The organism is Pseudomonas sp. O230 (assembly GCF_045447035.1).
Lineage (GTDB): Bacteria > Pseudomonadota > Gammaproteobacteria > Pseudomonadales > Pseudomonadaceae > Aquipseudomonas.
Genome location: NZ_JBJGXN010000005.1, coordinates 351,624 through 377,532, shown reverse-complemented (window position 1 = coordinate 377,532; position 25,909 = coordinate 351,624). Strand labels below are relative to the sequence as shown.

The 25,909-nt window shown below is 59.8% G+C and carries 26 protein-coding genes; 18 read left to right on the top strand and 8 right to left on the bottom strand.

Going from position 1 to position 25,909, the window contains the following annotated elements; genetic code table 11:
- The first annotated feature begins 35 nt into the window (after positions 1–35).
- From ACI77H_RS13080 to ACI77H_RS13045, 8 genes are all read left to right on the top strand, one after another.
- The gene (locus ACI77H_RS13080; RefSeq protein WP_407012267.1) at positions 36–1,037 is read left to right on the top strand and encodes a diguanylate cyclase domain-containing protein; all 1,002 of its coding nucleotides are present in this window, start codon (positions 36–38) and stop codon (positions 1,035–1,037) included.
- A 175-nt stretch (positions 1,038–1,212) separates the two neighbouring features.
- A protein-coding gene (gene prfB / locus ACI77H_RS13075) for a peptide chain release factor 2 (RefSeq protein WP_150630852.1) occupies positions 1,213–2,308 on the top strand; the annotation gives its coding sequence in 2 pieces (ribosomal slippage) (positions 1,213–1,284 and positions 1,286–2,308; 1,095 coding nt in all).
- 83 nt (positions 2,309–2,391) lie between these two features.
- Positions 2,392–3,894 carry a lysine--tRNA ligase gene (gene lysS / locus ACI77H_RS13070; protein ID WP_407012266.1) on the top strand — a complete coding sequence of 501 codons (1,503 nt, stop codon included), beginning with the start codon at positions 2,392–2,394 and terminating at the stop codon, positions 3,892–3,894.
- 102 nt (positions 3,895–3,996) lie between these two features.
- Positions 3,997–4,713 (top strand): TetR/AcrR family transcriptional regulator, encoded by a 717-nt coding sequence (locus ACI77H_RS13065; protein WP_407012265.1) that lies wholly within the window; start codon positions 3,997–3,999, stop codon positions 4,711–4,713.
- 163 nt (positions 4,714–4,876) lie between these two features.
- A complete protein-coding gene (locus tag ACI77H_RS13060) occupies positions 4,877–5,431 on the top strand; it encodes a hypothetical protein (RefSeq protein WP_407012264.1) in 555 nt (184 codons plus the stop codon).
- A 63-nt stretch (positions 5,432–5,494) separates the two neighbouring features.
- Complete coding sequence (locus ACI77H_RS13055) at positions 5,495–6,745, top strand: flavohemoglobin expression-modulating QEGLA motif protein (RefSeq protein WP_392893846.1); 1,251 nt, start codon at positions 5,495–5,497, stop codon at positions 6,743–6,745.
- Positions 6,746–6,892: 147 nt separating this feature from the next.
- A complete protein-coding gene (locus tag ACI77H_RS13050; protein WP_407012263.1) occupies positions 6,893–7,807 on the top strand; it encodes an alpha/beta hydrolase in 915 nt (304 codons plus the stop codon).
- Complete coding sequence (locus tag ACI77H_RS13045) at positions 7,804–8,133, top strand: hypothetical protein (RefSeq protein ID WP_407012262.1); 330 nt, start codon at positions 7,804–7,806, stop codon at positions 8,131–8,133. Before ACI77H_RS13050 ends, ACI77H_RS13045 begins: the two co-directional genes overlap by 4 nt.
- A 114-nt stretch (positions 8,134–8,247) precedes the next feature.
- On the opposite strand, the gene ACI77H_RS13040 is transcribed toward ACI77H_RS13045, so the two are convergent.
- From ACI77H_RS13040 to ACI77H_RS13030, 3 genes are all read right to left on the bottom strand, one after another.
- Positions 8,248–9,036, bottom strand: coding sequence for an OmpA family protein (locus tag ACI77H_RS13040; protein ID WP_407012261.1), 789 nt, complete (start codon positions 9,034–9,036; stop codon positions 8,248–8,250).
- Positions 9,037–9,084: 48 nt separating this feature from the next.
- Complete coding sequence (locus ACI77H_RS13035; RefSeq protein ID WP_407012260.1) at positions 9,085–9,498, bottom strand: DUF4398 domain-containing protein; 414 nt, start codon at positions 9,496–9,498, stop codon at positions 9,085–9,087.
- A gap of 374 nt (positions 9,499–9,872) precedes the next feature.
- Entirely contained in the window at positions 9,873–10,217 is a 345-nt protein-coding gene (locus ACI77H_RS13030; protein ID WP_150630843.1) for a pilin assembly protein, read from the bottom strand.
- Positions 10,218–10,418: 201 nt separating this feature from the next.
- Between ACI77H_RS13030 and ppc the strand changes: the two genes are divergently transcribed.
- The 7 genes from ppc (at position 10,419) to ACI77H_RS12995 (ending at position 17,675) form a co-directional block, all read left to right on the top strand.
- The gene (ppc, locus tag ACI77H_RS13025; protein ID WP_407012259.1) at positions 10,419–13,049 is read left to right on the top strand and encodes a phosphoenolpyruvate carboxylase; all 2,631 of its coding nucleotides are present in this window, start codon (positions 10,419–10,421) and stop codon (positions 13,047–13,049) included.
- Between the two features lie 288 nt (positions 13,050–13,337).
- The gene (gene adk / locus ACI77H_RS13020; protein ID WP_407012258.1) at positions 13,338–13,988 is read left to right on the top strand and encodes an adenylate kinase; all 651 of its coding nucleotides are present in this window, start codon (positions 13,338–13,340) and stop codon (positions 13,986–13,988) included.
- 93 nt (positions 13,989–14,081) lie between these two features.
- Entirely contained in the window at positions 14,082–14,756 is a 675-nt protein-coding gene (tsaB, locus tag ACI77H_RS13015; RefSeq protein WP_407012257.1) for a tRNA (adenosine(37)-N6)-threonylcarbamoyltransferase complex dimerization subunit type 1 TsaB, read from the top strand.
- A gap of 200 nt (positions 14,757–14,956) precedes the next feature.
- Entirely contained in the window at positions 14,957–15,262 is a 306-nt protein-coding gene (locus ACI77H_RS13010; protein WP_150630839.1) for a hypothetical protein, read from the top strand.
- Entirely contained in the window at positions 15,262–16,122 is an 861-nt protein-coding gene (locus ACI77H_RS13005) for a DUF72 domain-containing protein (protein WP_407012256.1), read from the top strand. Before ACI77H_RS13010 ends, ACI77H_RS13005 begins: the two co-directional genes overlap by 1 nt.
- A gap of 33 nt (positions 16,123–16,155) precedes the next feature.
- Positions 16,156–16,977, top strand: coding sequence for an oxaloacetate decarboxylase (locus ACI77H_RS13000; RefSeq protein ID WP_407012255.1), 822 nt, complete (start codon positions 16,156–16,158; stop codon positions 16,975–16,977).
- A 2-nt stretch (positions 16,978–16,979) separates the two neighbouring features.
- On the top strand, positions 16,980–17,675 hold the full coding sequence (locus tag ACI77H_RS12995; protein WP_407012254.1) for an extensin family protein: 696 nt from the start codon (positions 16,980–16,982) through the stop codon (positions 17,673–17,675).
- Positions 17,676–17,678: 3 nt separating this feature from the next.
- On the opposite strand, the gene ACI77H_RS12990 is transcribed toward ACI77H_RS12995, so the two are convergent.
- On the bottom strand, positions 17,679–18,299 hold the full coding sequence (locus tag ACI77H_RS12990; protein WP_407012253.1) for an energy transducer TonB: 621 nt from the start codon (positions 18,297–18,299) through the stop codon (positions 17,679–17,681).
- A gap of 93 nt (positions 18,300–18,392) precedes the next feature.
- Between ACI77H_RS12990 and ACI77H_RS12985 the strand changes: the two genes are divergently transcribed.
- On the top strand, positions 18,393–19,175 hold the full coding sequence (locus tag ACI77H_RS12985) for a class I SAM-dependent methyltransferase (protein WP_150630834.1): 783 nt from the start codon (positions 18,393–18,395) through the stop codon (positions 19,173–19,175).
- A 61-nt stretch (positions 19,176–19,236) separates the two neighbouring features.
- On the opposite strand, the gene ACI77H_RS12980 is transcribed toward ACI77H_RS12985, so the two are convergent.
- Positions 19,237–19,881, bottom strand: coding sequence for a TetR/AcrR family transcriptional regulator (locus ACI77H_RS12980; RefSeq protein ID WP_407012252.1), 645 nt, complete (start codon positions 19,879–19,881; stop codon positions 19,237–19,239).
- A gap of 93 nt (positions 19,882–19,974) precedes the next feature.
- Here ACI77H_RS12980 and ACI77H_RS12975 point away from each other — a divergent pair, with 93 nt between their 5' ends.
- Entirely contained in the window at positions 19,975–21,075 is a 1,101-nt protein-coding gene (locus ACI77H_RS12975) for an efflux RND transporter periplasmic adaptor subunit (protein WP_407012251.1), read from the top strand.
- A 6-nt stretch (positions 21,076–21,081) separates the two neighbouring features.
- On the top strand, positions 21,082–24,147 hold the full coding sequence (locus tag ACI77H_RS12970; RefSeq protein WP_407012250.1) for an efflux RND transporter permease subunit: 3,066 nt from the start codon (positions 21,082–21,084) through the stop codon (positions 24,145–24,147).
- Between the two features lie 101 nt (positions 24,148–24,248).
- On the opposite strand, the gene ACI77H_RS12965 is transcribed toward ACI77H_RS12970, so the two are convergent.
- From ACI77H_RS12965 to ACI77H_RS12955, 3 genes are all read right to left on the bottom strand, one after another.
- Positions 24,249–24,938, bottom strand: a complete 690-nt coding sequence (locus tag ACI77H_RS12965) for a DUF4197 domain-containing protein (protein ID WP_017336683.1) — start codon at positions 24,936–24,938, stop codon at positions 24,249–24,251.
- A 27-nt stretch (positions 24,939–24,965) separates the two neighbouring features.
- Positions 24,966–25,364 carry a YbaY family lipoprotein gene (locus tag ACI77H_RS12960; protein ID WP_407012249.1) on the bottom strand — a complete coding sequence of 133 codons (399 nt, stop codon included), beginning with the start codon at positions 25,362–25,364 and terminating at the stop codon, positions 24,966–24,968.
- A gap of 74 nt (positions 25,365–25,438) precedes the next feature.
- On the bottom strand, positions 25,439–25,804 hold the full coding sequence (locus ACI77H_RS12955) for a YbaY family lipoprotein (protein ID WP_407012248.1): 366 nt from the start codon (positions 25,802–25,804) through the stop codon (positions 25,439–25,441).
- Between the last annotated feature and the right edge of the window lie 105 nt (positions 25,805–25,909).

Here is a 25,909-nt window from a genome sequence, read left to right as displayed (position 1 = left end):
CAATCCTGGTCCAGGCAGTACTCAGGTGACCGCACATGACTGACTTACAGCTCGACGGCTTCAAAACCGACGAAAACGCAGCGATGGTGTTGTTGGTGGACGATCAGGCGATGATCGGAGAAGCGGTGCGCCGCGGGTTGTCGAATGAAGAAAACATCGATTTCCACTTCTGCGCCGACCCGCATCAGGCGATTGCGCAGGCGATCCGGATCAAACCGACGGTGATCCTGCAGGATCTGGTCATGCCCGGTCTTGATGGCCTGAGCCTGGTGCGTGAATACCGCAATCACCCGGCCACCAAGGATATTCCGATCATTGTGCTGTCGACCAAGGAAGACCCGCTGATCAAAAGCGCGGCGTTCGCGGCCGGGGCCAATGATTACCTGGTCAAATTGCCGGACAACATTGAACTGGTGGCGCGCATCCGCTATCACTCGCGTTCCTACATGACCTTGCTGCAACGGGATGCGGCGTACCGCGCGTTGCGGGTCAGCCAGCAGCAGTTGCTCGACACCAACCTCGTCTTGCAGCGCCTGATGAACTCGGACGGCCTGACCGGGTTGTCGAACCGTCGTCACTTCGACGAGTACCTGGAGCTGGAATGGCGACGTTCCCTGCGTGACCAGAGCCAGTTGTCATTGCTGATGATCGATGTGGACTACTTCAAGTCCTATAACGACAACTTTGGCCACCTCGAAGGCGACGAAGCCCTGCGCAAAGTCGCCACGGCCATCCGTGACGCCAGCGCCCGACCTTCGGATTTGCCGGCCCGTTATGGCGGCGAAGAGTTTGCCCTGGTCTTGCCGAATACATCACCGGGCGGCGCGCGACTGGTGGCGGAGAAGCTGCGCCAGACCGTGGAAGGGCTGAAAATTCCGCACATTTCACCGGCCGAAGGCTCGAGCCTGACCATCAGCATCGGCCTGTCGACCATGATCCCGCAACCGGGCGCTGATTGCCGGCAACTGATCTTGGCGGCGGACAAGGGGCTGTACCTGGCGAAGAACAATGGGCGCAATCAGGTGGGGATCGAGTAGGCGCCATCGCCCGCAAGCGGGCTCCTGCAGTTGATCGCTGTGCGTTTGCGAATGCGCTACCACGGCGCAGTTTCGAAAACGCACCGGGCCTTTTCGGCCAAGCGGGCTGCCGTTTACGGACGTTTACCGTTATACTCGCCGGCTTTCAAAAGTTCGCCAACGAGTGCTGCCCGCCATGGAAATCAACCCGATCCTTAACAGTATCAAGGACCTGTCCGAGCGCTCCGAAACTATTCGGGGGTATCTTTGACTACGATCAAAAGCATGAGCGTCTGACTGAAGTCAATCGCGAGCTTGAAGATCCGTCTGTCTGGAACAACCCGTCGTACGCTCAGGAACTGGGCCGCGAGCGGTCCCTGCTGGCGCAGATCGTCGAAACCCTCGACGAAATGCATTCCGGCCTGGCCGACGCCAAAGACCTGCTGCTGATGTCCGCCGAAGAAGAAGACCAGGCCGCCGTCGATGACGTCGCCGCCGAAGTCGAGCGCCTGCGTGAGTCGCTGGAAAAACTCGAATTCCGTCGCATGTTCAGCGGTGAAATGGACGCCAACAATGCCTACCTGGACATCCAGGCCGGCTCCGGCGGCACCGAGGCTCAGGACTGGGCCAACATCCTGCTGCGCATGTACCTGCGCTGGGCTGACAAACGCGGTTTCGACGCGACCATCATGGAACTGTCGGCCGGTGAAGTCGCCGGGATCAAAGGCGCCACCGTGCACATCAAGGGCGAATACGCCTTTGGCTGGCTGCGTACCGAAATCGGCGTGCACCGTCTGGTGCGCAAAAGCCCGTTCGACTCCGGCAACCGTCGTCACACCTCGTTCTCGGCCGTGTTCGTGTCGCCGGAAATCGATGACAACATCGAAATCGACATCAATCCGTCGGACCTGCGCATCGACACCTACCGTTCCTCCGGTGCCGGTGGTCAGCACGTAAACACCACCGACTCGGCCGTACGTATCACCCACGTACCGTCCAACACCGTGGTCAGCTGCCAGAACGAACGCTCCCAGCACGCCAACAAAGACACCGCGATGAAAATGTTGCGGGCGCGCTTGTACGAGCAGGAAGTGCAGAAACGCAACGCCGCCTCGCAAGCCCTGGAAGACACCAAGTCGGACATCGGCTGGGGTCACCAGATTCGCTCCTACGTACTCGATGCGTCGCGAATCAAGGATTTGCGCACCAACATCGAACGCAGCGACTGCGACAAGGTGCTCGACGGCGACATCGACGAATACCTGGTAGCGAGCCTGAAACAAGGCCTGTAACACCGCCCCCCTGTAGGAGCCGGCTTGCCGGCGATCCCCGGCCACAGGCCGGGGACAATGAACCTGATGGAATACTTAAAGACATGAGCGACCTAGAACTCGACCCGCAAGCCCTGCAACAGGAAGAAAACTCCCTGATCGCCCTGCGCAAGGAAAAGCTTGCCGCCGAGCGCGCCAAGGGCAATGCCTTCCCGAACGACTTCCGCCGCGACAACTACTGCGAAGACTTGCAGAAACAGTACGCGGACAAGACCAAGGAAGAGCTCGCAGAGGCTGCAATCCCGGTCAAGGTTGCCGGTCGCATCATGCTTAACCGTGGCTCGTTCATGGTGATCCAGGACATGTCCGGTCGCATCCAGGTTTACGTCAACCGTAAAACCCTGTCCGAAGAAACCCTGGCCGCGGTGAAAACCTGGGACCTGGGCGACATCATCGCCGCCGAAGGCACCCTGGCCCGTTCCGGCAAGGGCGACCTGTACGTAGAAATGACCAGCGTACGCCTGCTGACCAAATCCCTGCGTCCGTTGCCGGACAAGCACCACGGCCTGTCCGACACCGAACAGCGCTATCGCCAGCGTTACGTTGACCTGATCGTCAACGAAGACGTGCGCCAGACTTTCCGCGTGCGTTCGCAAGTGATTGCGCACATCCGCAGCTTCCTGATGAAGCGCGACTTCCTCGAAGTCGAAACACCGATGCTGCAAACCATTCCCGGTGGCGCGGCGGCCAAGCCGTTCGAGACTCACCACAACGCGCTGGACATGGAAATGTTCCTGCGTATCGCGCCTGAGCTGTACCTCAAGCGCCTGGTGGTCGGCGGTTTCGAGAAAGTGTTCGAGATCAACCGCAACTTCCGTAACGAAGGCGTTTCGACGCGTCACAACCCTGAATTCACCATGTTGGAGTTCTACCAGGCCTACGCCGACTACGAAGACAACATGGACCTGACCGAAGAACTGTTTCGTGAACTGGCGCAGTTGGTTCTGGGCAGCACCGACGTGCCGTATGGCGAAAAAGTGTTCCACTTCGGCGAACCGTTCGTGCGTCTGTCGGTGTTCGACTCGATCCTCAAGTACAACCCTGAGCTGACTGCTGACGACCTGACCGACATCGACAAGGCCCGCGCCATCGCCAAGAAAGCCGGCGCCAAGGTGCTGGGCTTCGAAGGCCTGGGTAAATTGCAGGTGATGATTTTCGAAGAGCTGGTCGAGCACAAGCTGGAACAGCCGCACTTCATCACCCAGTACCCGTTCGAAGTGTCGCCGCTGGCCCGTCGTAACGACGACAACCCGAACGTCACCGACCGTTTCGAACTGTTCATCGGTGGCCGTGAAATCGCCAACGCCTACTCCGAGTTGAACGACGCGGAAGACCAGGCCGAGCGCTTCATGGCGCAGGTGGCCGACAAGGACGCCGGCGACGACGAAGCCATGCACTACGACGCCGACTTCGTGCGTGCGCTGGAGTACGGCATGCCGCCAACGGCTGGTGAAGGCATCGGCATCGACCGTCTGGTGATGCTGCTGACCAACTCCCCGTCGATCCGCGACGTGATCCTGTTCCCGCACATGCGGCCGCAAGCGTAAGTGTTTCAAACAAAAAGCCGCCTATAACAGGCGGCTTTTTATTGCCTGTCTGGTACAAACGTATCAATTGGTTACTTTTGAAGTGAAAGAGGAATCCCTGTCGTGAACCGTGCAATGGCTCAAGAAGGTGCAGCGGGTATCGCCACTGCGGTCGCTGAAAGTGTTCAGTACCAGGGCCGCAAGGCCAGCCGTCAGGGCAGTGAGCAGCGTCGACAGGACATTCTCGATGCCGCCATGCGCATTGTCGTGCGTGATGGCGTGCGGGCCGTGCGTCACCGTGCGGTTGCCGCGGAGGCCGCTGTGCCGCTGTCGGCCACCACTTACTACTTCAAGGACATCGATGACTTGCTCACCGATACCTTCGCCCAATACGTGGAACGCAGCGCGGCGTTCATGGCCAAGTTGTGGGTGAACAACGAAGGGCTGCTGCGCGAGATGGTCGTCAGCGGCGACGGCAGCCCCGAGTCGCGCTCGCAATTGGCGGACGACATCGCGCGGTTGATGGCGGACTATGTTCATCGGCAACTGATCAACCGCCGCGAACATTTGATGGCCGAGCAAGCGTTCCGTCAGGAGGCGTTGCTCAACCCACGCCTGGCGGAGTTGGTGCGCTCGCATCAGCAAATTCTCCTGCAAGGCACGTGTCAGCTTTTCCAGGTTTTGGGTTCCCGTGAACCACAACAAGATGCCAAAGTGTTGACGGCGATTATCGGACGGATGGAATATCAGGGCCTGCTCAACGATGCCGGGCCTGACGCCGAAGCTGAAATGCTCGGTATCCTGACGCGGTATATGCATTTGGTACTGGCGTCGGTGTGATCCTCAGGGCTGGACGCTCAACCCCCTGGGGGAGCGGGCTTGCTCGCGAAAGCGGTGTATCAGACAACGGAAATGTTGAATGTTAAACCGCATTCGCGAGCAAGCCCGCCCCCACAGGTTCGGTGGTAAGTTGAGGTCGGAGTTTGTTCATAGGGAGTGTTGAATGAAAGCCTGGCGCGTCGTTGTGATCGCCTTGTCGTTCCTGCTGCTCAGCGGCTGTCTGGTGACCTTTAAGGAGCCACTGCCCACGAGCGACCCCGCGCCCAAAGGATTACTCGGCAAATGGACCAGCACCAACGCCTGGGGCGAGCCGATGAATCTGGAGCTGACGCGCATCGGCGACAATCGCTATCAGGCGGTCAGCTACTTCAAGGCCAAGCCCAAGGAACGCGAAGCCTATCCCTTCGCCGTCTCGCGCCATGGCAACCGCTGGTACCTGTCGGCGAAGGTGCCGGCGCAATTCGGCGGGCATTTCACCATTGCCGGGTTCGAACTCACCGACAAGCATGAACTGGTGCTCTACAACCTCGACCTCGAGCAGATCAATCAGGCCCTGGGGCAGAATCTCCTCAGTGGCGAAGGCTTCCAGACCGACGACGGCGATGGCGTGCTGATCAGCACGCGCATGGAACAAGTCTTCGCGTACCTCGACGATCCGGCCAATTCCGATGTGTTCGTCGAGGCCGTGCGTTATCAGCGCCTGGCCAAAGCCAAATAAACCCAGCACATAACGGTTTTTCTACAGGAGTTTCGGGTGGACGATTACCAGCAGACGATACGCATGTTGTCCGATCGCATTGTGCTGGCGCAGACGCCGATTCGCGTCCTGGATGCGGTGAAGTGGGACGAGAACATCCGCAAGGGGTTCCTCAAGGCCAAGGGCAAGGAAATGCCGGCGGTGGACCGCGATTACTACCTGAACCGGCCGCTGTCCTTCGACTCCAGCAAAGTGAAACTGGAGTTCCAGAACATCGAGCGTGACATCACCCGCCAGCTCGGTCAGTTCAACCCGGTCGGCCAGATCATGCGCCGCATGTGCAAGGAATACCGGATGGTGGTGCGCATGCTTGAAGCGCGTGGCACCGAGGATTTCGGCCTGATTTCCCAGGAGCTGTACGGCGCGGCGTCCGACGCGTTTCACGCCGGTGACCCGACCCTGTCCGACCTGGGCCTGATGCTCTCCGATTATCTGAATAACATCGATGGCCGTGGTGACCTGAAGGATGAACCGAAAATCCTCACCGCCAAGGACGCCGTGAATTTGTTGCAGACCCGGCTGAGCAAAGTGTTTGGCGAGGCCGAGGAAACCATTCGGGTGTTCGAGTCCGACGGCATCGTCGCCGATGCGGCTGCGGGCGCCGACTACATCAAGATCCGCACTGACGCGATGTTTAACGAGCGCGACGTGCGTGCCCTCGAAGTCCACGAAGGGCTGGTGCATGTCGGCACCACGCTCAACGGTCTGAACCAGCCGATCTGCACCTTTCTGTCCAAAGGCCCACCGTCATCGACGGTGACTCAGGAAGGGCTGGCGATCCTGATGGAAATCATCACCTTCGCCTCTTACCCGAGCCGCCTGCGCAAACTGACCAACCGCACCCGCGCCATTCACATGGTGGAGGAGGGCGCGGACTTCCTGCAGATCTTCGAATTCTTCCGCGAGCAGGGCTTTGAAATGGCGGAAAGCTACGGCAACGCCAGTCGGGTTTTCCGCGGTTCGGTGCCGAACGGTCTGCCGTTTACCAAAGACTTGTCCTACCTCAAGGGCTTTATCATGGTTTACAACTACATTCAGTTGGCCGTGCGTAAAGGCAAGCTTGAGCAAGTTCCGCTGCTGTTTTGCGGCAAGACCACGCTGGAAGACATGCGAACCTTGCGTCAGTTGGTCGATGAAGGGTTGGTGGTGCCGCCCAAGTATTTGCCGGAGCAGTTCCGCGACATGAACGCGCTGTCGGCGTGGATGTGCTTCTCCAACTTCCTGAACCACCTGAGCCTGGACCGGATCGAAGCGGATTACTCCAACATCTTGTGATCAATGAATATCCCCTGTGGGAGCGGGCTTGCTCGCGAATGCGGTGTATCAGGCAACAGAGCTGTTGAATTTTAAAAGCGCATTCGCGAGCAAGCCCGCTCCCACATTGGGTCTGTGTTTCACCCTTATTCTGCGAGGTTTCAACGGATGAGAATCCTCGGCATCCTCTGCCTTCTCCTGACCCTCGGCGGTTGCAGCTCTTTGCTGTTCTACCCCGAGCCCGGCCAATTGTTCACCCCGGAAAAAGCCAAGCTCGAATTCCGTGACGTCACCCTCACCACTGCCGACGGCCTCAAGCTGCACGGCTGGTGGCTGCCGGCGAAAAAAGGCGTCGACGTCAAAGGCACGGTGCTGCACCTGCACGGCAACGGCGGCAATCTGCCGATGCATCTGGGCGGCAGTTGGTGGTTGCCGGAGGAAGGTTATCAAGTACTGCTGATCGATTATCGCGGTTACGGTCTGTCCGAGGGCGAACCGAGTTTGCCGGCGATCTATCAGGACATCGACGCCGCGTTCAAGTGGCTCGACCAGGCGCCGGAGGTCAAAGGCAAACCGCTGATCCTGCTCGGGCAAAGCCTCGGTGGCTCAATGGCTGTGCATTACCTGGTGCAACACCCCGAACGCCAGAAACAACTCAAGGCCTTCGTCCTCGACGGTGTGCCTGCCAGTTATCGCAGCATCGGCCAATTCGCCCTCAGCAACTCGTGGTTGACCTGGGCGTTCCAGGTGCCGCTGTCGTGGCTGGTGCCGGACGGTGACAGCGCGATCCACTCGATGGCGCAGCTCAACGGTGTGCCGAAACTGATCTATCACAGCATCGACGATCCGATCGTGCCTCTTTCCAACGGCATCCGTCTGTATCAAGCTGCGCCGCCGCCGCGGGTGCTGCAATTGACCCGTGGCGGTCATGTGCAGACGTTCGCCGACCCGGTCTGGCGCAAGGTCATGCTGCGTTATCTCGATGACCCGCAGCATTTCAACGGCCTGCGCCGCCTGGGTGAAATTCCCAACTACCCGGCACCCCCGAATTCAGAAGATGAACCACCAGAGAGTCCGCAATGAGTGAAGAACGTAATGCCATCCCGCTGATCATCACCGGTATCTGCAGCATCCTCGGCACCGTCGGGGCCCTGTGGTGGTACGGTTACCTGCACTTCGCCAAACCCGAAGATGCGCTGCTGCTCAGTGAGTTCACCATGCTCAAGACCGTGCCGGGCGAAGACTACAAAGTCTCCCTGGAGCCGGCCCCACAAGTGGCCCAGTGCATCGATGGTGTGCTGGTGATGTTCGACACCGAACAAAAAGGCCTGAGCGGCGTATTGGTCAACAACAAGAAAAAAGCCGTGCGCTGTATCGGCCAGGAAACCCCGCAGAAACTGGAACAGTAACTGTAGGAGCCGGCTTACCGGCGATGAGCGATAACGCGGTGTTGCGCCAAACCGCGAAAACAAAAAGCCTCGCCTGATCAGATCAGGCGGGGCTTTTGCGTTACGGCGTGAAGCTTAGTTCGAGCTAACCGCCGAACGCGGGATCACCGGCTGGTTGTCATTGGAAATGGTCACCTCCACCCGACGGTTCATCGCCCGACCCGAAGCGTCGCCGTTTTCAGCAACCGGGTATTCCTTGCCATAACCCTGGGCCACGATGCGCGCAGGATCAACGCCCATTTTCACCAGTGCCGTGCGCACGGAGCCGGCGCGACGCTCGGACAGCGACTGATTGTGCGACGCCGTGCCGGTGCTGTCGGTGTAGCCTTCGACGATCACCTTGCGGTCCGGGTTTTCCTGAAGGAATTGCGCCAGTTTGTTGATGTTCACCAGGCCGCTGGATTTCAGGTCGGCACGGTCAGTGGCGAACAACACGTCACCAAACGTTACCAGCGTCCCGCGATCGGTCTGCTTGGCGTTCAGACTGTCCTGCAATTGCTTGATCTGCTGATCGCGAGCATCGAGACGCGCCTGGGCACGTTGCGCAGCAGCGTTTTTCAGATTGGCTTCGGCGGCGCGCAGGGCGATGGTCTGCTTCGCCACTTCAACCCGCTGATTGGTCAGGTAGGCCAGTTGGTCGACTTCATGGGTGTTTCGCTTGTCCAGATAAGCCTTGTCAGCCTTGTCCAGGTAATCGCTGGCGTCCTTGGTTTCCAGCGCCGCGACTTTGCTCGCCTGCGGGTTGGCTTGCAGGCCGCTGTAGTTGGTGCGGGCCTGTTCAAGGTTGGCGTTAGGTGGCGTGGAGCAGGCAGCCAGTGCAACGCTTGCGGCCAGCAGGGCAGGGATCATCAATTGTTTGCGCATGTGGGTATCGTCCTTTTAAGTCGAGTAAGAAGTACGTCGTGGCGGCGCTTATTGCACGGTGCGCTGGCTTTCCTGACGCAGTTCCTGAACCCCTTTCTGGGAGTCCTTCACCGCCTGTTCGGCTTTGATCGCCTGGGCTTTGCGTTCGGCTACGCGGGCGTCCCACTCGGCCTGTTCGGCGAGCACTCGGGCTTCGTCGTATTTTTTGTCGTGCATGGCGATTTCGGCTTGTTTGAGCTTGTCCTGGGCGGACTTCATCTCTACCGCCGAGAATTCGGTGCCGCCGGCGCTGACGGCGCTGTTCACGGCCGATTGGGTCACCGCGTATTGCTCGGTCGGCGGGTTACCGGCGCAACCGGCCAGAACGAAGCTGCTGCCGATGGCCAGTGCGGCCAGTTTCAGGCTGCGCAGGGGGGTAGACGAGGATTTGGCAGTGCTGATCTTCATGGTCTTCAACTCCATTGGAATAACTCCTGAAAAACTGAACATCCATCCTGGGCAAGGAGCCGCAAACCTCAATTTTCGAAACGTTTGAAACGGCCGTCCCAGGCGTGGTTACTGGTTACGACCCGAGGCATTTTTTAAAAGTTCAGAGAAGATGGCCTATCGCCCGAAAAAACTTTGACCAAATGGACAAGGCTCTAAAACGGGAACTTTGGCGATGTGCAGCGGTATTCCCGGGCTTTTCGAGGCCCGCGAATAGGCAATATTGAAGGCGACTGCAACCCCTGTGGGAGCGAGCTTGCTCGCGATGGCGGAGTGTCAGGCAATAGAAATGTTGAATCTCAGACCGCTATCGCGAGCAAGCTCGCTCCCACAGGTCTGGATGGGTTGAATCAGTGCTTCTGCTTGTCGTCGCCGGAAGACAAATCATGCAAATGACGACGGGACAACGCAAGAAAACGCGGGGTCGGGCCGATGTCTTCGTACAGCGGATCGCCTTCTTCGTCAGTGGCCACGACGGTCGAACCTTTGACGTACGGAAAACTCTTTTCCAGCTCTTCGAGCGCAGCGCCGATCAACTCGCCGAGCAGTTCTTCGGGATGCCGTTTAGGGTACATCTCGATGATCGCCGCCAGTCGCGCGGCGGCCTCCACGTCCAGATGAATCGCGTAGCCGGTGTCGGTCAGGCGACCCTTGGCGTTTTCTTCCCAATGATGGGCAAGCTCGCGGATTTTCATAAAAACCTCATGGCGCGCCTGCTCGTGGCAGGCAGGGTAAGTGTCCGGTCATGGCCGGCGAAAGCCGTTGTACGGCTTACTCTTCAGACTAGCTCGCGGGCCCGAGGTTTAAAGTCCCTTCGTCGTCTGCTTGTAAGAAGCGCTTTAGGGCGGCACTCTTGAACCACGAAGCACACCGGATTTTTCGCTGGAGAACGGCTGATGACCGATATTGATGCACGCTTGCGCGAGGACGTTCACCTGTTGGGTGAGCTGCTGGGCAACACCATTCGTGAGCAGTACGGGGACGATTTTCTCGACAAGATCGAGCAGATCCGCAAGGGCGCCAAGGCCGACCGTCGCGGTTCGATGGACGCCGAACTGAGCGCCAGCCTCAATCAGTTGAGCGAAGACCAGTTGCTGCCGGTCGCGCGGGCGTTCAACCAGTTTCTCAACCTGGCCAACATCGCCGAGCAATATCAACTGATCCATCGCCGCGAAGAATCGCAACCCGCGCCGTTCGAAGCGCGTGTGCTGCCCGAATTGCTCGCACGCCTGCTTGCCGAAGGCCATGGCGCTGAATCCCTGGCCCGGCAATTGGGACGGCTGGAAATCGAACTGGTCCTGACCGCGCACCCGACCGAAGTCGCGCGCCGCACGCTGATCCAGAAATACGACGCCATCGCCGCGCAACTCGCCGCTCAGGATCACCGCGACCTGACCAGCGCCGAGCGCGAGCAGATTCAATCGAAGTTGCAGCGCCTGATCGCCGAAGCCTGGCACACCGAAGAAATCCGCCGCACCCGCCCGACGCCTGTGGACGAGGCCAAATGGGGTTTCGCGGTGATCGAGCATTCGCTGTGGCAAGCAATCCCGAACTATTTGCGCAAGGCCGATAAAGCCCTGCACGATGCCACCGACCTGCATTTGCCGTTGGAGGCTGCGCCGATTCGCTTTGCGTCATGGATGGGCGGCGACCGCGATGGCAATCCGAACGTGACCGCTGCCGTGACCCGTGAGGTGTTGCTGCTGGCGCGCTGGATGGCTGCCGATTTGTATGTGCGCGATGTCGATCACCTCGCGGCCGAATTGTCGATGCAACAGGCCAGTGACGCCCTGAAAGCCAAGGCTGGCGACAGCGCCGAACCGTATCGCGCCGTCCTTAAACAACTGCGCGAACGCCTGCGCGCCACTCGAAACTGGGCCCACACGTCTTTGACGACCGCCACGCCGGCCCCCGCCGATGTGCTGCAAAACAACCGCGATTTGCTTGATCCGCTGGAGCTTTGCTACCAGTCGCTGCACGAGTGCGGCATGGGCGTGATCGCCGATGGACCGTTGCTTGATTGCCTGCGTCGTGCGGTGACGTTCGGTTTGTTCCTGGTGCGTCTCGATGTGCGTCAGGATTCGTCCCGTCACACGGCGGCGATGACTGAAATTACCGATTACCTCGGCCTCGGTCGCTACGAAGACTGGAGCGAAGAGGAGCGCATCGTCTTCCTGATGCGCGAGCAGAACAACCGTCGTCCGTTGCTGCCGGCGTACTTCAAGCCCTCCGCCGACACCGCTGAAGTGCTCGCCACGTGCCGGGAAATCGCTGCGGCGCCGGGTGCTTCGCTCGGTTCGTACGTGATCTCCATGGCCGGCGCCGCCTCCGACGTGCTGGCCGTGCAACTGCTGCTCAAAGAGTCTGGTGTGTTGCGGCCGATGCGTGTGGTGCCGCTGTTCGAAACCCTCGCTGACCTCGATAACGCCGGCCCGGTGATTGAAAAGCTGTTGCTGCTGCCGGGTTATCGCGCGCGCCTGCAAGGCCCGCAGGAAGTGATGATCGGCTATTCCGACTCGGCCAAGGACGCCGGGACCACGGCGGCGGCCTGGGCGCAGTATCGGGCGCAGGAACGGCTGGTCGACATCTGTCGTGAGCAGCAAGTGGAACTGCTGCTGTTCCACGGTCGCGGTGGCACCGTGGGCCGTGGCGGCGGCCCGGCGCACGCGGCGATCCTGTCGCAGCCACCGGGTTCGGTGGCGGGGCGTTTCCGCACCACCGAGCAAGGGGAAATGATTCGTTTCAAATTCGGCCTGCCGGACATTGCCGAACAGAACCTCAATCTGTACCTGGCGGCGGTGCTGGAAGCGACTTTGCTGCCACCGCCACCGCCGGAACCCGCCTGGCGCCATTTGATGGACGAATTGGCGGCAGACGGTGTCAGCGCTTACCGCGCCGTGGTGCGGGAAAATCCGCAATTCGTCGAGTATTTCCGCCAGTCCACCCCCGAGCAGGAGTTGGGGCGCCTGCCGCTGGGCAGTCGCCCGGCCAAGCGCCGCGCCGGGGGAATCGAAAGCCTGCGGGCGATTCCGTGGATCTTCGGTTGGACCCAGACACGCTTGATGCTGCCGGCCTGGCTCGGCTGGGAAGCCGCGTTGAGCAAAGCGCTGGAGCGTGGCGAAGGCGAGCTGTTGGGGCAGATGCGCGAACAGTGGCCGTTCTTCCGCACGCGCATCGATATGCTGGAAATGGTCCTGGCCAAGGCCGACGCCGATATCGCCCGCTCCTATGATGAGCGCCTGGTCGAGCCGGATCTGCTGCCTTTGGGGGCGCATTTACGCGACCTATTGTCGCAGGCGTGTGCGGTGGTGCTTGGTCTGACTGGTCAGTCGCAGCTACTGGCACATAGCCCAGACACCCTCGAATTCATCCGCTTGCGCAACACCTACCTCGACCCGCTTCATCTATTGCAGGCCGAGTTACTGGCACGTTCGCGACAGCAGGAGGTGGCACAGGGCAGCCCGGTGGAGCAGGCGCTGCTGGTGTCTGTGGCGGGTATTGCCGCCGGTTTGCGAAATACCGGCTAAGGTTTTCGTCGAGGGTTCGGGCGCTCGATGCGGGCGTCGAGTGTCCGTCCGCTCGGGGTTGGAAAGTGCTGTCAGGCGACAGTTAATGATGGGGTTGCGACTTGGGGTACCCCGTCGCAAGGTCACGCAAGGCGCGGGTTTCTCCGACTTTCGGCGGCTTGTGTGCGTAGGATCTGCTGTGTATCTTGATCAACCTTTGGCCGTTTGGGCGGTCACGACCCTGTTTTTGAGATTGGCCCCACGAGGCGAATCCGTTGTTATCTATATAAAAAATTGAGGAGCACATCGATGCGCGTCATTCTGCTGGGAGCTCCCGGGGCCGGTAAAGGTACTCAGGCTAAGTTCATCACCGAAAAGTTCGGCATCCCGCAAATCTCCACCGGCGACATGCTGCGTGCTGCGGTCAAGGCCGGCACCGAGCTGGGCCTGATCGCCAAGAGCGTCATGGACAGCGGTGGCCTGGTTTCCGATGACCTGATCATCAATCTGGTCAAGGAACGCATCAGCCAGGCGGATTGCGCCAACGGTTTCCTGTTCGACGGTTTCCCGCGCACCATTCCTCAGGCTGAAGCCCTGGTGAAGGCTGGCGTCGAACTGGACCACGTGGTCGAAATCGCCGTCGATGACGAAGAAATCGTTCAGCGTATCGCCGGTCGTCGCGTTCACGAGGCCAGCGGCCGCGTGTACCACACCGTCTACAACCCTCCGAAAATCGCCGGTAAAGACGACATCACCGGTGAAGAGCTGGTGCAGCGCAAGGACGACACTGAAGAAACCGTGCGTCATCGCCTGTCGGTCTACCACTCGCAGACCAAGCCGCTGGTCGAGTTCTACCAGAAGCTGTCGGCTGCCACTGACGGCAAACCGAAGTACAGCCACATCGCTGGCGTCGGTTCGGTTGAAGTGATCACCGGCAAGGTGCTTGAAGCGTTGAGCTGAAAAGTCTGAACCGCTTCATCTTCTACGGCCCGCTTGCGGGCCGTAGTTGTTTATACTGGCGCACTTTTTCTGACCTCTCTTACGGAAACATCGATGAGCACCTTGCTGGCCCTGGACACCGCGACTGAAGCTTGCTCCGTTGCCTTGCTGCATGACGGCAAAGTGACGAGCCATTACGAGGTGATCCCGCGCCTGCATGCGCAGAAGCTATTGCCGATGATCCAGCAATTGCTCGCTGATGCCGGGACCACCTTGCAAGCGGTCGATGCCATTGCTTTTGGCCGTGGGCCGGGCGCATTCACTGGCGTGCGGATCGCCATCGGTGTGGTGCAGGGCCTGGCGTTTGCTCTGGATCGCCCGGTACTGCCGGTGTCGAACCTGGCGGTGCTGGCACAACGGGCGTATCGCGAGCACGGTGTAAGCCAGGTCGCGTCCGCCATCGATGCGCGAATGGATGAGGTTTATTGGGGCTGCTACCGCGAAACGGCGGGTGAGATGCGCCTGGTCGGCAACGAAGCTGTATTGCCGCCGGAAGTGGCGGCGTTGCCGGCGGATGCCAGCGGTGACTGGTTTGGCGCCGGCACCGGTTGGGGCTATGCCGAACGTATCGCCGTCAACCTGAGCGGTCAGGACGCAGGCATGCTGCCTCACGCCGAAGACCTGCTGAGCCTGGCGCGATTTGCCTGGGAGCGGGGCGAAGCGATTGTGGCGGATGAGGCGCAGCCGGTTTATCTGCGGGATAAAGTGGCGACGCCGAAAGCGCGTTGATTCGCAGCTCCGGGGTTGGCCCAATCGCAGGCAAGCCAGCTGGCTTGCCTGCGACGGCGGTCCCCCAGCCAACGCCAATCGTCGTTTTATGCCCCCGCCTTTAAACCTTTTCGCAATTCTGTGTTCTAGTTATCACCAAGCGGTTTGCGAAGTGGGCTATGCGCCACTAAACTGCCATCACTGATACCGAGCATGACATTATGCGCATAGACGGCCTTTCCTCTCAGTCCTACCCCATCAAGCGCAAGCCTCGCAAAGGGCATGTGGTTGAGGACGAATCCGTCGATATCGAAGGTGAGCTGGAATTCCCTTCCGAAGAGCAACTGGCAGCCCGGGCTGCCAAAGCCTCCGCGCAGCGCCTGAGCAATCTCCCCGCGCGTCAGCAAGACATGATTTACCACCGCGCCATGAGCAAAAGCGTCGCGATGGCCCTGGCCAGCTACCTCAGCACCGCCGGTTTTGTCGATTGGGATTCGGACGTGCTGGGCCTCGACCTGTACATCTGATGTTGCAGCCTTACTACCTCGGCTGCCCGTCCTGGAGTGAAAACGCCTGGCGCGATTACCTCTATCCGCAAGACGCGAAATCCTCCGAATTTCTCAATCTCTATTCTCAAGTATTCAACGCCGTTGAAGGCAATACGACCTTCTACGCGAGCCCGGCTGCCAGCACCGTGCAGCGTTGGGCCGAGACCATGCCCGAACACTTTCGCTTCACCGCCAAATTCCCCGGTGACATCAGCCACGGTGGTGACCTGCGCGAACAATTGACCGCCACCGAAACCTTTCTGCAATTGCTCAGCCCGCTAGGTGAGCGGGTGTCGCCGTTGTGGTTGCAGTTGTCGAAAAGCTTCACCCCGCAACGATTGCACGAGCTGGCGGGTTTTATCGACGCGGTGGACCGGCCTCTGGCCATCGAAGTGCGGCATGACGCGTTCTTCGCCAAGGGCGATGCCGAGCGCTCGCTCAATCGCCTGTTGCTGGACCGTGGTGTCGAGCGTATCTGCCTTGATCCACGCGCACTGTTCAGCTGCACCTCGACCGATCCTTCGGTACTCCACGCTCAATCGAAGAAACCCAGGGTTCCGCCCCGTCCCGCAGCGTTCACTCAATTCCCGCAAGTGCGCTTCATCGGCCATCCGCAACTGGAAGCCAACGATCCGTTCCTCGTGCCGTGGGTCGAGAAAATCGCCCTGTGGATCGAAGAGGGGCGCACGCCGTATATCTTCCTGCACACCGCCGACAACCTGCTGGCGGCGAAACTGGCGCAACGTTTCCACGCAAAACTGATGCTGCGTTTGCCTGGCTTGCCGCCGCTGCCTGAGCTATACAGAGAGCCCGCCGCGGAGCAACTTGGCCTGCTCTGAGGCGGATTCCCTGCCTTTTTCAGGAGCCTGCCAATGGATGCGCAAACCCTTCGAGCCCAGGCGTTCAAAGCACTGCATGAACGCGCCGGCGCTTTTGTCATTCCCAACCCGTGGGACGCCGGCTCGGCGAAAATGCTCGCCAGCCTGGGCTTCGAGGCACTGGCGACCACCAGTGCCGGTTATGCGTTTTCCCGGGGCCGACCCGATGGCGGGCTGACACTGGACGATACCTTGGCGAACCTTCGGGCGATCGTCGCCGCGACGGACCTGCCGGTTGCGGTCGATCTGGAAAACGGTTTTGCCGACGACCCTGCCGAATGCGCCCAAAGCATTCTGCAAGCCGCCGCCGCAGGCGCCGTCGGCGGTTCGATCGAAGATGCAACCGGCCGCGCTGATGCTCCGATCTACTGCTTCGAGCATGCAGTGGCGCGAATCGAAGCCGCCGTCGCCGCCGCACGCAGCTTGCCATTCCCCTTCACGCTGACGGCCCGCGCCGAGAACTTCCTGCACGGCAATCCTGATCTGGACGATACGATCCGCCGCTTGCAAGCGTTCGCCGAGGCCGGTGCCGACGTGCTGTATGCGCCGGGTTTGCGCAGTGCCGAAGACGTGTTGGCCGTGGTGCGCGCCGTGGCGCCGAAACCGGTCAATGTGTTGATGTCCGGCGGGTTGAAGCTGACGGTCGAAGAGTTGAGCGAAATGGGCGTCAAGCGCATCAGTGTCGGTTCGGCGCTCGCGCTGGCGGCGCTGGGCGAATTTTATCGGGCGGCGCATGAGATCAAGACTTCGGGTACGTTCAGCTTTACCGCGCGCTCGATGCCGTACGCGCAGGCCAATCAATTGTTCAAAGGCTGACGATGCGGTTTTTGCGGGTGCTGCTGGTGTTGGCGCTGATGGTGGGTGCGGCAGGGGTGAGCATCTGGCGCGGCTGGATCGTACTGCCGCCGCAGTGGAATCCGTGGGCGCCGTTGGACGTGAAGGCCGAACCGAACCTGCTGACCCGCTACAAACTGATGCTGCTGCGCGACAACCCGCAATTGTGCGAACAAGCCCTGAGCAGTTCCGGATTGCGCGTGGCTCATCAGGCCGACAGCCCTGACGCAAAGTGTCCGTTGAACGACACCTTGCGCGTGCAGGGCGGCGATGTTGTGCTGAACAGCAGTTTTCTCGCCAGTTGCCGTCTGGCGGTGTCGTTTGCCCTGTTTGAACACCATGCGTTGCAACCCGCTGCGCAGGCGATCTACGGGCAAGCGGTTACCCGTGTCGATCATCTCGGCAGCTTTGCCTGCCGCAATGTCTACGGCCGCGAGAACGGCAGGTTGAGCCAGCATGCCAGCGCCGATGCGCTGGATATTGCCGGTTTTCGTCTGGCGGACGGGCGCGCCATCAGCGTGCTTAAGGATTGGCCGAAGAATAATCAGGATGCACGGTTTTTACATCAGGTCCGCGATAGCGCCTGCGCGATGTTCAGTGTGGTATTGAGCCCGGACTACAACGCCGCCCACCGCAATCATTTTCATCTGGATGTCGGGCCGTGGTGGGTGTGTCGCTGAGGGTCAGGCGGCGATGCGCAGGTTCTGCAGCACGATAGGGCGAGCCCAGCCGATATCGAAATCGAAGTTTTTCTGTTGCTCCGCCAGCTCTTCGGGCGGGAACGGCGGGAATGGCTTGTCCAGCAGATCCATTTCAAATTCGGCAATCGGCAGGTGCAGTGGACGCGGTTGTGGTGCCGGGCCGGCTTCCGGTACGAGCTGACCGGCGGCAAGTACGATCGGGCGAACCCAGCCGCTTTCGAAATCCTGCTGTTTCTGTTGCGCGACGATTTCTTCTGCCGGGAACGGCGGGAACGGTTTGTCGGCCAGGTCCATTTCGAACTCGGCAATCGGCAGGAACAGCGGCTCTGGTGGTTTGACCTGGGTTTCCTTCACATCGCATTCGCGCTGGGAAACGATGTGCGCCAGCAGTTCGCTGCCAACCGTGGGTTCTTCCGGGCTCTCGAGATCGACCGGTGGGAAGTTGAGAGACGCCGGCACGACATCGCCCGACTGATCGGCCAGGGCCTGGGCAAAAAAATCCTGCCACAGGTGACTGACGCCGCTCAGTGCTTGGGAGTTTCGCAGGCCAAAATCGCCGTGGGGCGAGATGTAACCTATCGATGTGCGTTGAATGTCTGACATTTCTCTCGGTCGACGCTCAGCTCTGGCAAAATGCTCGTTAGTTTTGTTATCGGCCGTTTTTGCCGATCATTAATTTTTTGAGCGTGTTTTCCCATGATTGAGCAACCGGCGGCTTGCCGCATCCGTGTCGAGGCCCTGGGCGCGGCGTTTCAGCCACAGGCCGAGCAATGGGCCGAGCGCCTGGGCCTGCCTTTGCAGGTCGATGACGGCGAATTTGCCTTGCAGGTGGGTGAACAGGGTTTGCAACTGCAACAGCTCGGCCCGGACGCACCGGGACCGGTGCGGGTGGACTTCGTCGAGGGCGGCGCCGCCCATCGGCGCTTGTTCGGTGGTGGCACAGGTCAGATGATCGCCAAGGCGGTGGGCATTGCCCAGGGCGTGCGCCCGCGGGTGCTGGATGCCACGGCGGGGCTGGGCAAGGATGCGTTCGTTCTGGCGAGCCTGGGCTGCGAGATGAGCTTGATCGAACGTCAGCCGCTGATTGGTGCCTTGCTTGAGGATGGACTGGCGCGTGGCGCGGAAGATTTCGATGTGGCGTCGATTGTCGCGCGCATGCGATTGCTCAAGGGCAATTCGATCGAGGTGATGCGCAACTGGGAAGGCGAGCCGCCGCAGGTGATCTACCTCGATCCAATGTTTCCGCATCGTGAGAAAACGGCGCTGGTGAAGAAGGAAATGCGTCTGTTTCGGCCGTTGGTGGGGGATGACCCGGATGCGCCGGCGTTGCTCGAAGCGGCGTTGGCGCTGGCCAGCCATCGGGTGGTGGTAAAGCGCCCGCGCAAGGCGCCGTGCATTGCCGGGCCGAAGCCAAGTCATGCGCTGGACGGCAAATCCAGTCGGTATGACATTTATCCGAAGAAAGCGTTGAAGCCTTAAGACCGTGGCGCTTCCTTCGCGAGCAGGCTCGCGAAGGGGGCAGAACAGCAATTGATAACTGTCAGGCTGTCTCTGGCCGATAAGCCCGCATAAACAACCCCACCACTTCCCGCACATGTTCCTCCGCCGCATCCCCGGTCAACGGCGCGCCACAGCCATACAACAGGCGAAAATTCCCCGCACCCTTGAGCAGGCAAAAGAAATGCTCGGCCGCGTTACGTGGCTTGTCGATGCTCAACACACCGCTCTGATGGACTTTGCCCAGCAAGCGCTCCATGCCAAGCAGCATGCGCTCCGGCCCGGCCTCGAAGAAGATCTGCGAGAGTTTCGGGTCCTGGCAGCCGAGCGTCATCATCAATCGGTGCAGGTTTACCGATTCATCGCTGTTGATCAGGTGGTGAAAGCCGCGTGCGATGTTCAACAGCACCGTTTCCACGGAAATGCCGTCGGGCAATTCGAAAAACAGCGTAGGCAGTTGTTCTTCGCACTTGGCGACCACGGCGGCGGAGAAGAGTGTCTCCTTGTCGTTGAAATGGCTGTAGACGGTCAGCTTGGATACGCCAGCCTCGGCCGCGACGGCGTCCATGCTGGTGCTCGCATAACCGTTGCTCAGAAACAGGACTTTCGCCGCATCGAGGATGGCCTGGCGCTTGGCCAGATCCTTGGGGCGGCCCGGACCATTGGGTGCTGAAAGATTGTTCGCCATATTCGCTTTTAATACTGGACTGGTGAGTTTGCTATTAATAACATACCGGCCAGTATAATTATTCCAAGCACCATTAGCGAAAGGTCCTTCGCCATGTTCCGCTATGCCTTGCCCCTCGCATTGCCAATCAGTCTGACTTTTTTATTGTCTGCGTGTGGTCACGAAGAGGCGCCGCAAGTCACTGTTCGACCGGCCATGGTCGTGCAGCCAGAGCCTTCGGCGCAGGCGATGGAAAGCTATCCCGGTGAAGTTCGTGCTCGCTACGAGCCGGATCTGGCCTTTCGCATCGGTGGCAAAGTCAGCCGACGACTGGTCGAAGAGGGACAGCGGGTCAAGGCCGATCAACCGCTGGCGGAACTCGATCCCCAGGACGTTCGCCTGCAACTGGAAGCCACCCGTGCCCAAGTCGCGGCCGCCGAAGCCAATCTGAACCTGGTGCGTGCCGAGCGCGATCGTTACAAAACGCTGATGGATCGTCAGATGGTCAGCCGCTCGCAGTACGACAATTCCGAAAATCTCTACCGATCCGGTGAAGCACGTCTGAAGCAGATCAAGGCCGAGTTCAATGTCTCGACCAATCAGGCGAGTTACGCGGTGCTACGCGCGCCTCAGGACGGCGTCGTGGCCAAACGTGCAGTGGAAGTCGGGCAAGTCGTCGCCGCCGGGCAAACGGTGCTTACCCTCGCCACCGATGGCGAACGTGAAGTGTTGATCAGTTTGCCGGAGCAGAGCTTCGGTCGTTTCAAGGTCGGGCAGCCGGTGTCGGTGGAACTCTGGACCCAGCCCGACCAACGGTTCGCCGGACGCATCCGTGAGTTGTCGCCCGCCGCTGATCCAAAGTCCCGTACCTTCGCCGCCCGCATTGCGTTCACCGCGGGCAAGGTTCCGGCCGAGCTCGGCCAGAGCGCCCGGGTATTTATCCAGACTGCCGATGTCGTGGCGTTGTCGGTACCGCTCTCGGCAGTCACCGCCGAAAACGGCGCCACTTACGTTTGGGTGCTTGGCGCCAATAACACCCTGAAAAAAGCCCCGGTCCGGGTCGGTGCATTCGGCGAGAAAACCGTGCCGGTGCTCGAAGGTCTGAACGCCAGTGACTGGGTGGTGGCCGCCGGTGTGCATGTGCTGCATGACGGGCAGCAAGTGCGCCCGGTGGATCGCTCCAACCGCGTGGTCAATCTGGCGGACAAGGAGTAATCCCCGATGGGTTTCAATCTTTCCGAATGGGCGTTGCGTAACCGCCAGATCGTACTGTTCCTGATGCTGTTGCTGGCGGTCGTGGGGGCACTTTCCTACACCAAGCTTGGACAAAGCGAAGACCCGCCATTCACCTTCAAGGCCATGGTAATCCGCACGAACTGGCCGGGCGCCACCGCCGAGGAAGTGTCGCGCCAGGTCAGCGAGCGCATTGAAAAGAAGCTGATGGAAACCGGCGAGTACGAGCGCATCGTTTCGTTCTCCCGACCGGGTGAATCCCAGGTGACGTTCGTTGCGCGTGACTCCATGCACTCGGTGGAGATCCCGGACCTCTGGTATCAGGTGCGCAAGAAGATCAGCGACATCCGTCATACCTTGCCGCCGGGCATTCAGGGGCCTTTTTTCAACGATGAATTCGGCACCACGTTCGGCAATATCTATGCGCTGACCGGCGACGGTTTTGATTACGCGGTGCTCAAGGACTACGCCGACCGCATCCAGATTCAGCTGCAACGGGTCAAGGATGTGGGCAAGGTCGATCTACTCGGGCTGCAGGACGAGAAGATCTGGATCGAACTCTCCAACGTCAAACTCGCCACTCTCGGCTTGCCATTGGCAGCGGTGCAGCAGGCGCTGGAAGAGCAGAACGCGATGTCCACGGCCGGTTTCTTTGAAACCACCAGTGAGCGATTGCAGCTACGGGTTTCTGGGAATTTTCAGACGGTCGAAGAGATCAAGAACTTCCCGATTCGCGTCGGTGATCGCACGTTCCGTATCTCCGATGTCGCGGACGTGCACCGTGGTTTTAACGATCCACCGGCGCCACGCATGCGCTTCATGGCTGAAGACGCCATCGGTCTTGCCGTGGCGATGAAGGGCGGCGGCGATATTCTGGTGCTGGGCAAGGCGCTGGAAATCGAGTTCGCCAGAATCCAGAAAAACCTTCCGGCCGGCATGCAACTGCGCAAGGTTTCCGATCAGCCCGCTGCGGTGAAAACCGGTGTCGGTGAGTTTGTACAAGTGCTGGTGGAAGCCTTGGCCATCGTCCTGTTGGTGAGCTTCTTCTCCCTCGGCGTGCGCACCGGCATGGTGGTGGCGCTGGCGATTCCGCTGGTGTTGGCGATGACCTTCGCCTGCATGTATTACTTCGGCATCGGCCTGCACAAGATTTCCCTCGGTGCCTTGGTGCTGGCGTTGGGCTTGCTGGTGGACGACGCGATCATCGCCGTGGAAATGATGGCGATCAAAATGGAGCAGGGCTTCGACCGGATCAAAGCCGCGAGTTACGCCTGGACCAGCACCGCGTTCCCGATGCTTACCGGCACGCTGATCACCGCGGCCGGTTTCCTGCCGATTGCCACTGCGCAATCGGGCACGGGTGAGTACACGCGCTCGATCTTCCAGGTCGTGACCATCGCGCTGCTGGCGTCGTGGATTGCCGCCGTGGTTTTCGTGCCGTATCTGGGGGAAAAACTCCTGCCGGATCTGGCGAAGATTCATGCAGCGAAACACGGCATTGGTCAGCCTGATCCTTACGCCACGCCTTTTTATGAACGTGTCCGACGCCTGGTGGAGTGGTGCGTGCGTTGGCGCAAGACGGTGATCACGCTGACCGTGGTGTTGTTTATCGCCTCCATCGTGTTGTTCCGTTTTGTGCCCCAACAATTCTTCCCTGCCTCGGGCCGGCTGGAGTTGATGGTCGATCTGAAACTGGCTGAGGGCGCTTCGCTGAGCAACACCGCTGACGAGGTTAAACGCCTTGAAGGTTTATTGAAGGATCACGCCGGCATCGATAATTACGTGGCCTACGTTGGCACCGGTTCGCCGCGCTTTTACCTACCGCTGGATCAGCAACTTCCTGCGGCGAGCTTCGCCCAGTTTGTCGTCCTGGCCAAGACCATCGAGGACCGCGAAACCCTGCGCACCTGGCTGATCGAAACCCTCAACGAACAATTCCCGGCCCTGCGCTCGCGGGTGACTCGTCTGGAAAACGGCCCGCCGGTCGGCTATCCGGTGCAGTTCCGCGTTACCGGTGAACACATCGAGGACGTCCGCGCCCTGGCCCGCAAAGTGGCGGCCAAGGTTCGCGAGAATCCCCATGTGGCCAACGTCCACCTCGACTGGGAAGAGCCGAGCAAAGTGGTTTATCTGAACATCGATCAGGACCGCGCACGTGCGCTGGGCGTAAGCACGGCGAACCTGTCGAAGTTTCTGCAAAGTTCACTGACCGGTTCCAGCGTCAGCCAATACCGCGAAGACAACGAGTTGATCGAAATCCTTCTGCGCGGCACGTTGCATGAACGCACCGAACTGTCGTTGCTGCCAAGCCTGGCGGTGCCGACCGACAACGGTCGCAGCGTGGCGCTGTCGCAAATCGCGACGCTGGAATACGGCTTTGAAGAAGGCATCATCTGGCACCGCAACCGCTTGCCGAACGTGACGGTCCGCGCCGACATCTATGGCAAGGAACAACCGGCGACGCTGGTGCAGCAGATCATGCCCACGCTCGATCCGATCCGCGCCGAACTGCCTGACGGCTACTTGTTGGAAGTCGGCGGCACGGTTGAGGATTCGGCCCGTGGTCAGAACTCGGTGAAGGCTGGTGTGCCGCTGTTCATCGTGGTGGTGCTGACGTTGTTGATGCTGCAACTGCGAAGCTTCTCACGCACTGTGATGGTGTTTCTCACGGCACCCTTGGGTTCGATCGGCGTAACCCTGTTCCTGATGGTGTTCCGCCAGCCGTTTGGTTTTGTGGCCATGCTCGGGACCATCGCGTTGTCCGGGATGATCATGCGCAACTCGGTGATTCTGGTGGACCAGATCGAGCAGGACATCGCCGCCGGGCTCAAACCCTGGGAGGCGATCATCGAGGCCACGGTGCGGCGTTTCCGGCCGATCGTGCTGACGGCGCTCGCTGCGGTGCTGGCGATGATCCCGCTGTCACGCAGCGTGTTCTTCGGGCCGATGGCAGTGGCGATCATGGGCGGGTTGATTGTGGCGACGGCGTTGACGTTGCTGTTTTTGCCGGCGCTGTATGCGGCGTGGTTCCGCATCAAGAAAGAACCGGTTTGACTGGTTGTCTTGGCGGCCTGACAGCCGACCTGTTCTCGCGGATTTACGCTGACCTGTGGGAGCGAGCCTGCTCGCTCCCACAAGATCGGTGTAGAGGCTTATTAGAGTGTGCCGAACACTTTCTTCGCCAGACTGGTCGCTGCCGCAGCAGGATTCTGGCGAATGGTTTCTTCCTGTTTGCCGATCATCTCGAACAAGCCGTTCAGCGCCTGCTCGGTCACGTAGCTTTCGATGTTGGCATTTTTTGTATCGATCACGCCCATGGTCGCGGCTTGGCCGGCGAATGAGTTGTACTGCTTGGCCAGGCCGACTTGGTCGGTGGCCTGCTTGACGATTGGCAGGAACTTGGCGCGGATCTGTTCGCGGCTGGTTTTGTTCAGGTACTGGGTGGCCGAATCGTTGCCGCCGCTGAGAATTCCCTTGGCATCCTCCACGCTCATTTTTTTCACCGCATCCACCAGGATTGGCTGCGCCTGGGTCACGGCGGTTTCCGCTGCTTTGTTCATGCTGGTTTCCAGTTGATCAACCTGGTCACCCATGCCGAACTGCTTCATTTTGCTGGCGACCTTGCCCAGCTTGCCCGGCAGTTCGATTTTCACGTCCGGGTTGTTGCTGAACCCGCCCGGTGTACCGAGTTGTTTCACAGCCAGTTGCGCACCTTGGGTCAGAGCATCCTTGAGGCCGCCGGTGGCGTCTTTTTGCGACAGGTCACTGAGCGATAGCGCCATGGCGCTGGCGGAAATCATCAAGCCTGCGCAGAGGCCGGCGAAGCGAAGGGTAGGGCGGAACATGGCAGCTTCCTTGTTCAAAAAATAAAATTAACGGACTGCGTCAACGCGGATTTTCAGTGGCTGCGGATCGCTGCCATCCAGTTGCACGGCGTGATGTTCGGTGGTGATGAACATCAGCTTGCCATCCAACTCGATACGCGCGCTGACTGAATACCGATGGCCCGGTTTGACCTGCGCTGGATCGTAGCTCAGATGAAAGGGTAATGGCACCTGACCTTTAACGGGGCCTTTCTGTTCATTGAGCACCAGGGCGGGAGCGTCGGCCAGAGACACGTCTTGCAAGATGACGCTCAGGGTGGCGGTTGGCGGCAGGGCGATACGTTGCAGGTAGAAGACTTCGCCATCAAGGCTGGTTTTGGCGGTCGGTTGCAGGGTTTGGCAGGCACTGAGCAAAGCAACCAGTCCCAGAAGTGAGCGTTTGTTCATGAATTAAATCCTGTCCTTGGCGCTCGAGAAGACCGGCGCCAACGACAATTTAGCGGATTTTTTCAGCGCAGGGCTTAGAAGTTACTGTCTGGTTTGGTACGAACGTTGCGGACAATAACGTCTTCAGGGCGGAGGTGGTCGACACCCAACTGCACTGTGTGATCTTTGGTGGTCGCGAAGATCACTTGTTCGCTGGTTTCGATCCGTGCACGGATTGCATAGCGGTGGTCAGGCAGGACATCGGCCATCTTGTACCGCAAGGTAAAGTCCAAACCCGTTGTTTTTGCGTGAGGGATGACTTGCCGGGCGAGTTCTTTGGCGGGGGCATCTGCGCAAGTGACATCCAACAGATTGACGTAAAGTGTCGAGTGGGTGGGTAACTCAATTCTTAGTAGAAAGTGCACGGTGCCGCTGATGCTCTTTTCGTAGTCGTTGTTCACTTTGATTTCCTTATTAAATTCATCGTCGGAAATGACGAGTCGTCAGCATATCGCCGAGAGCAGCGAACTCTATGTAGGGTATGTCCTGAATTACTGAACGAATAA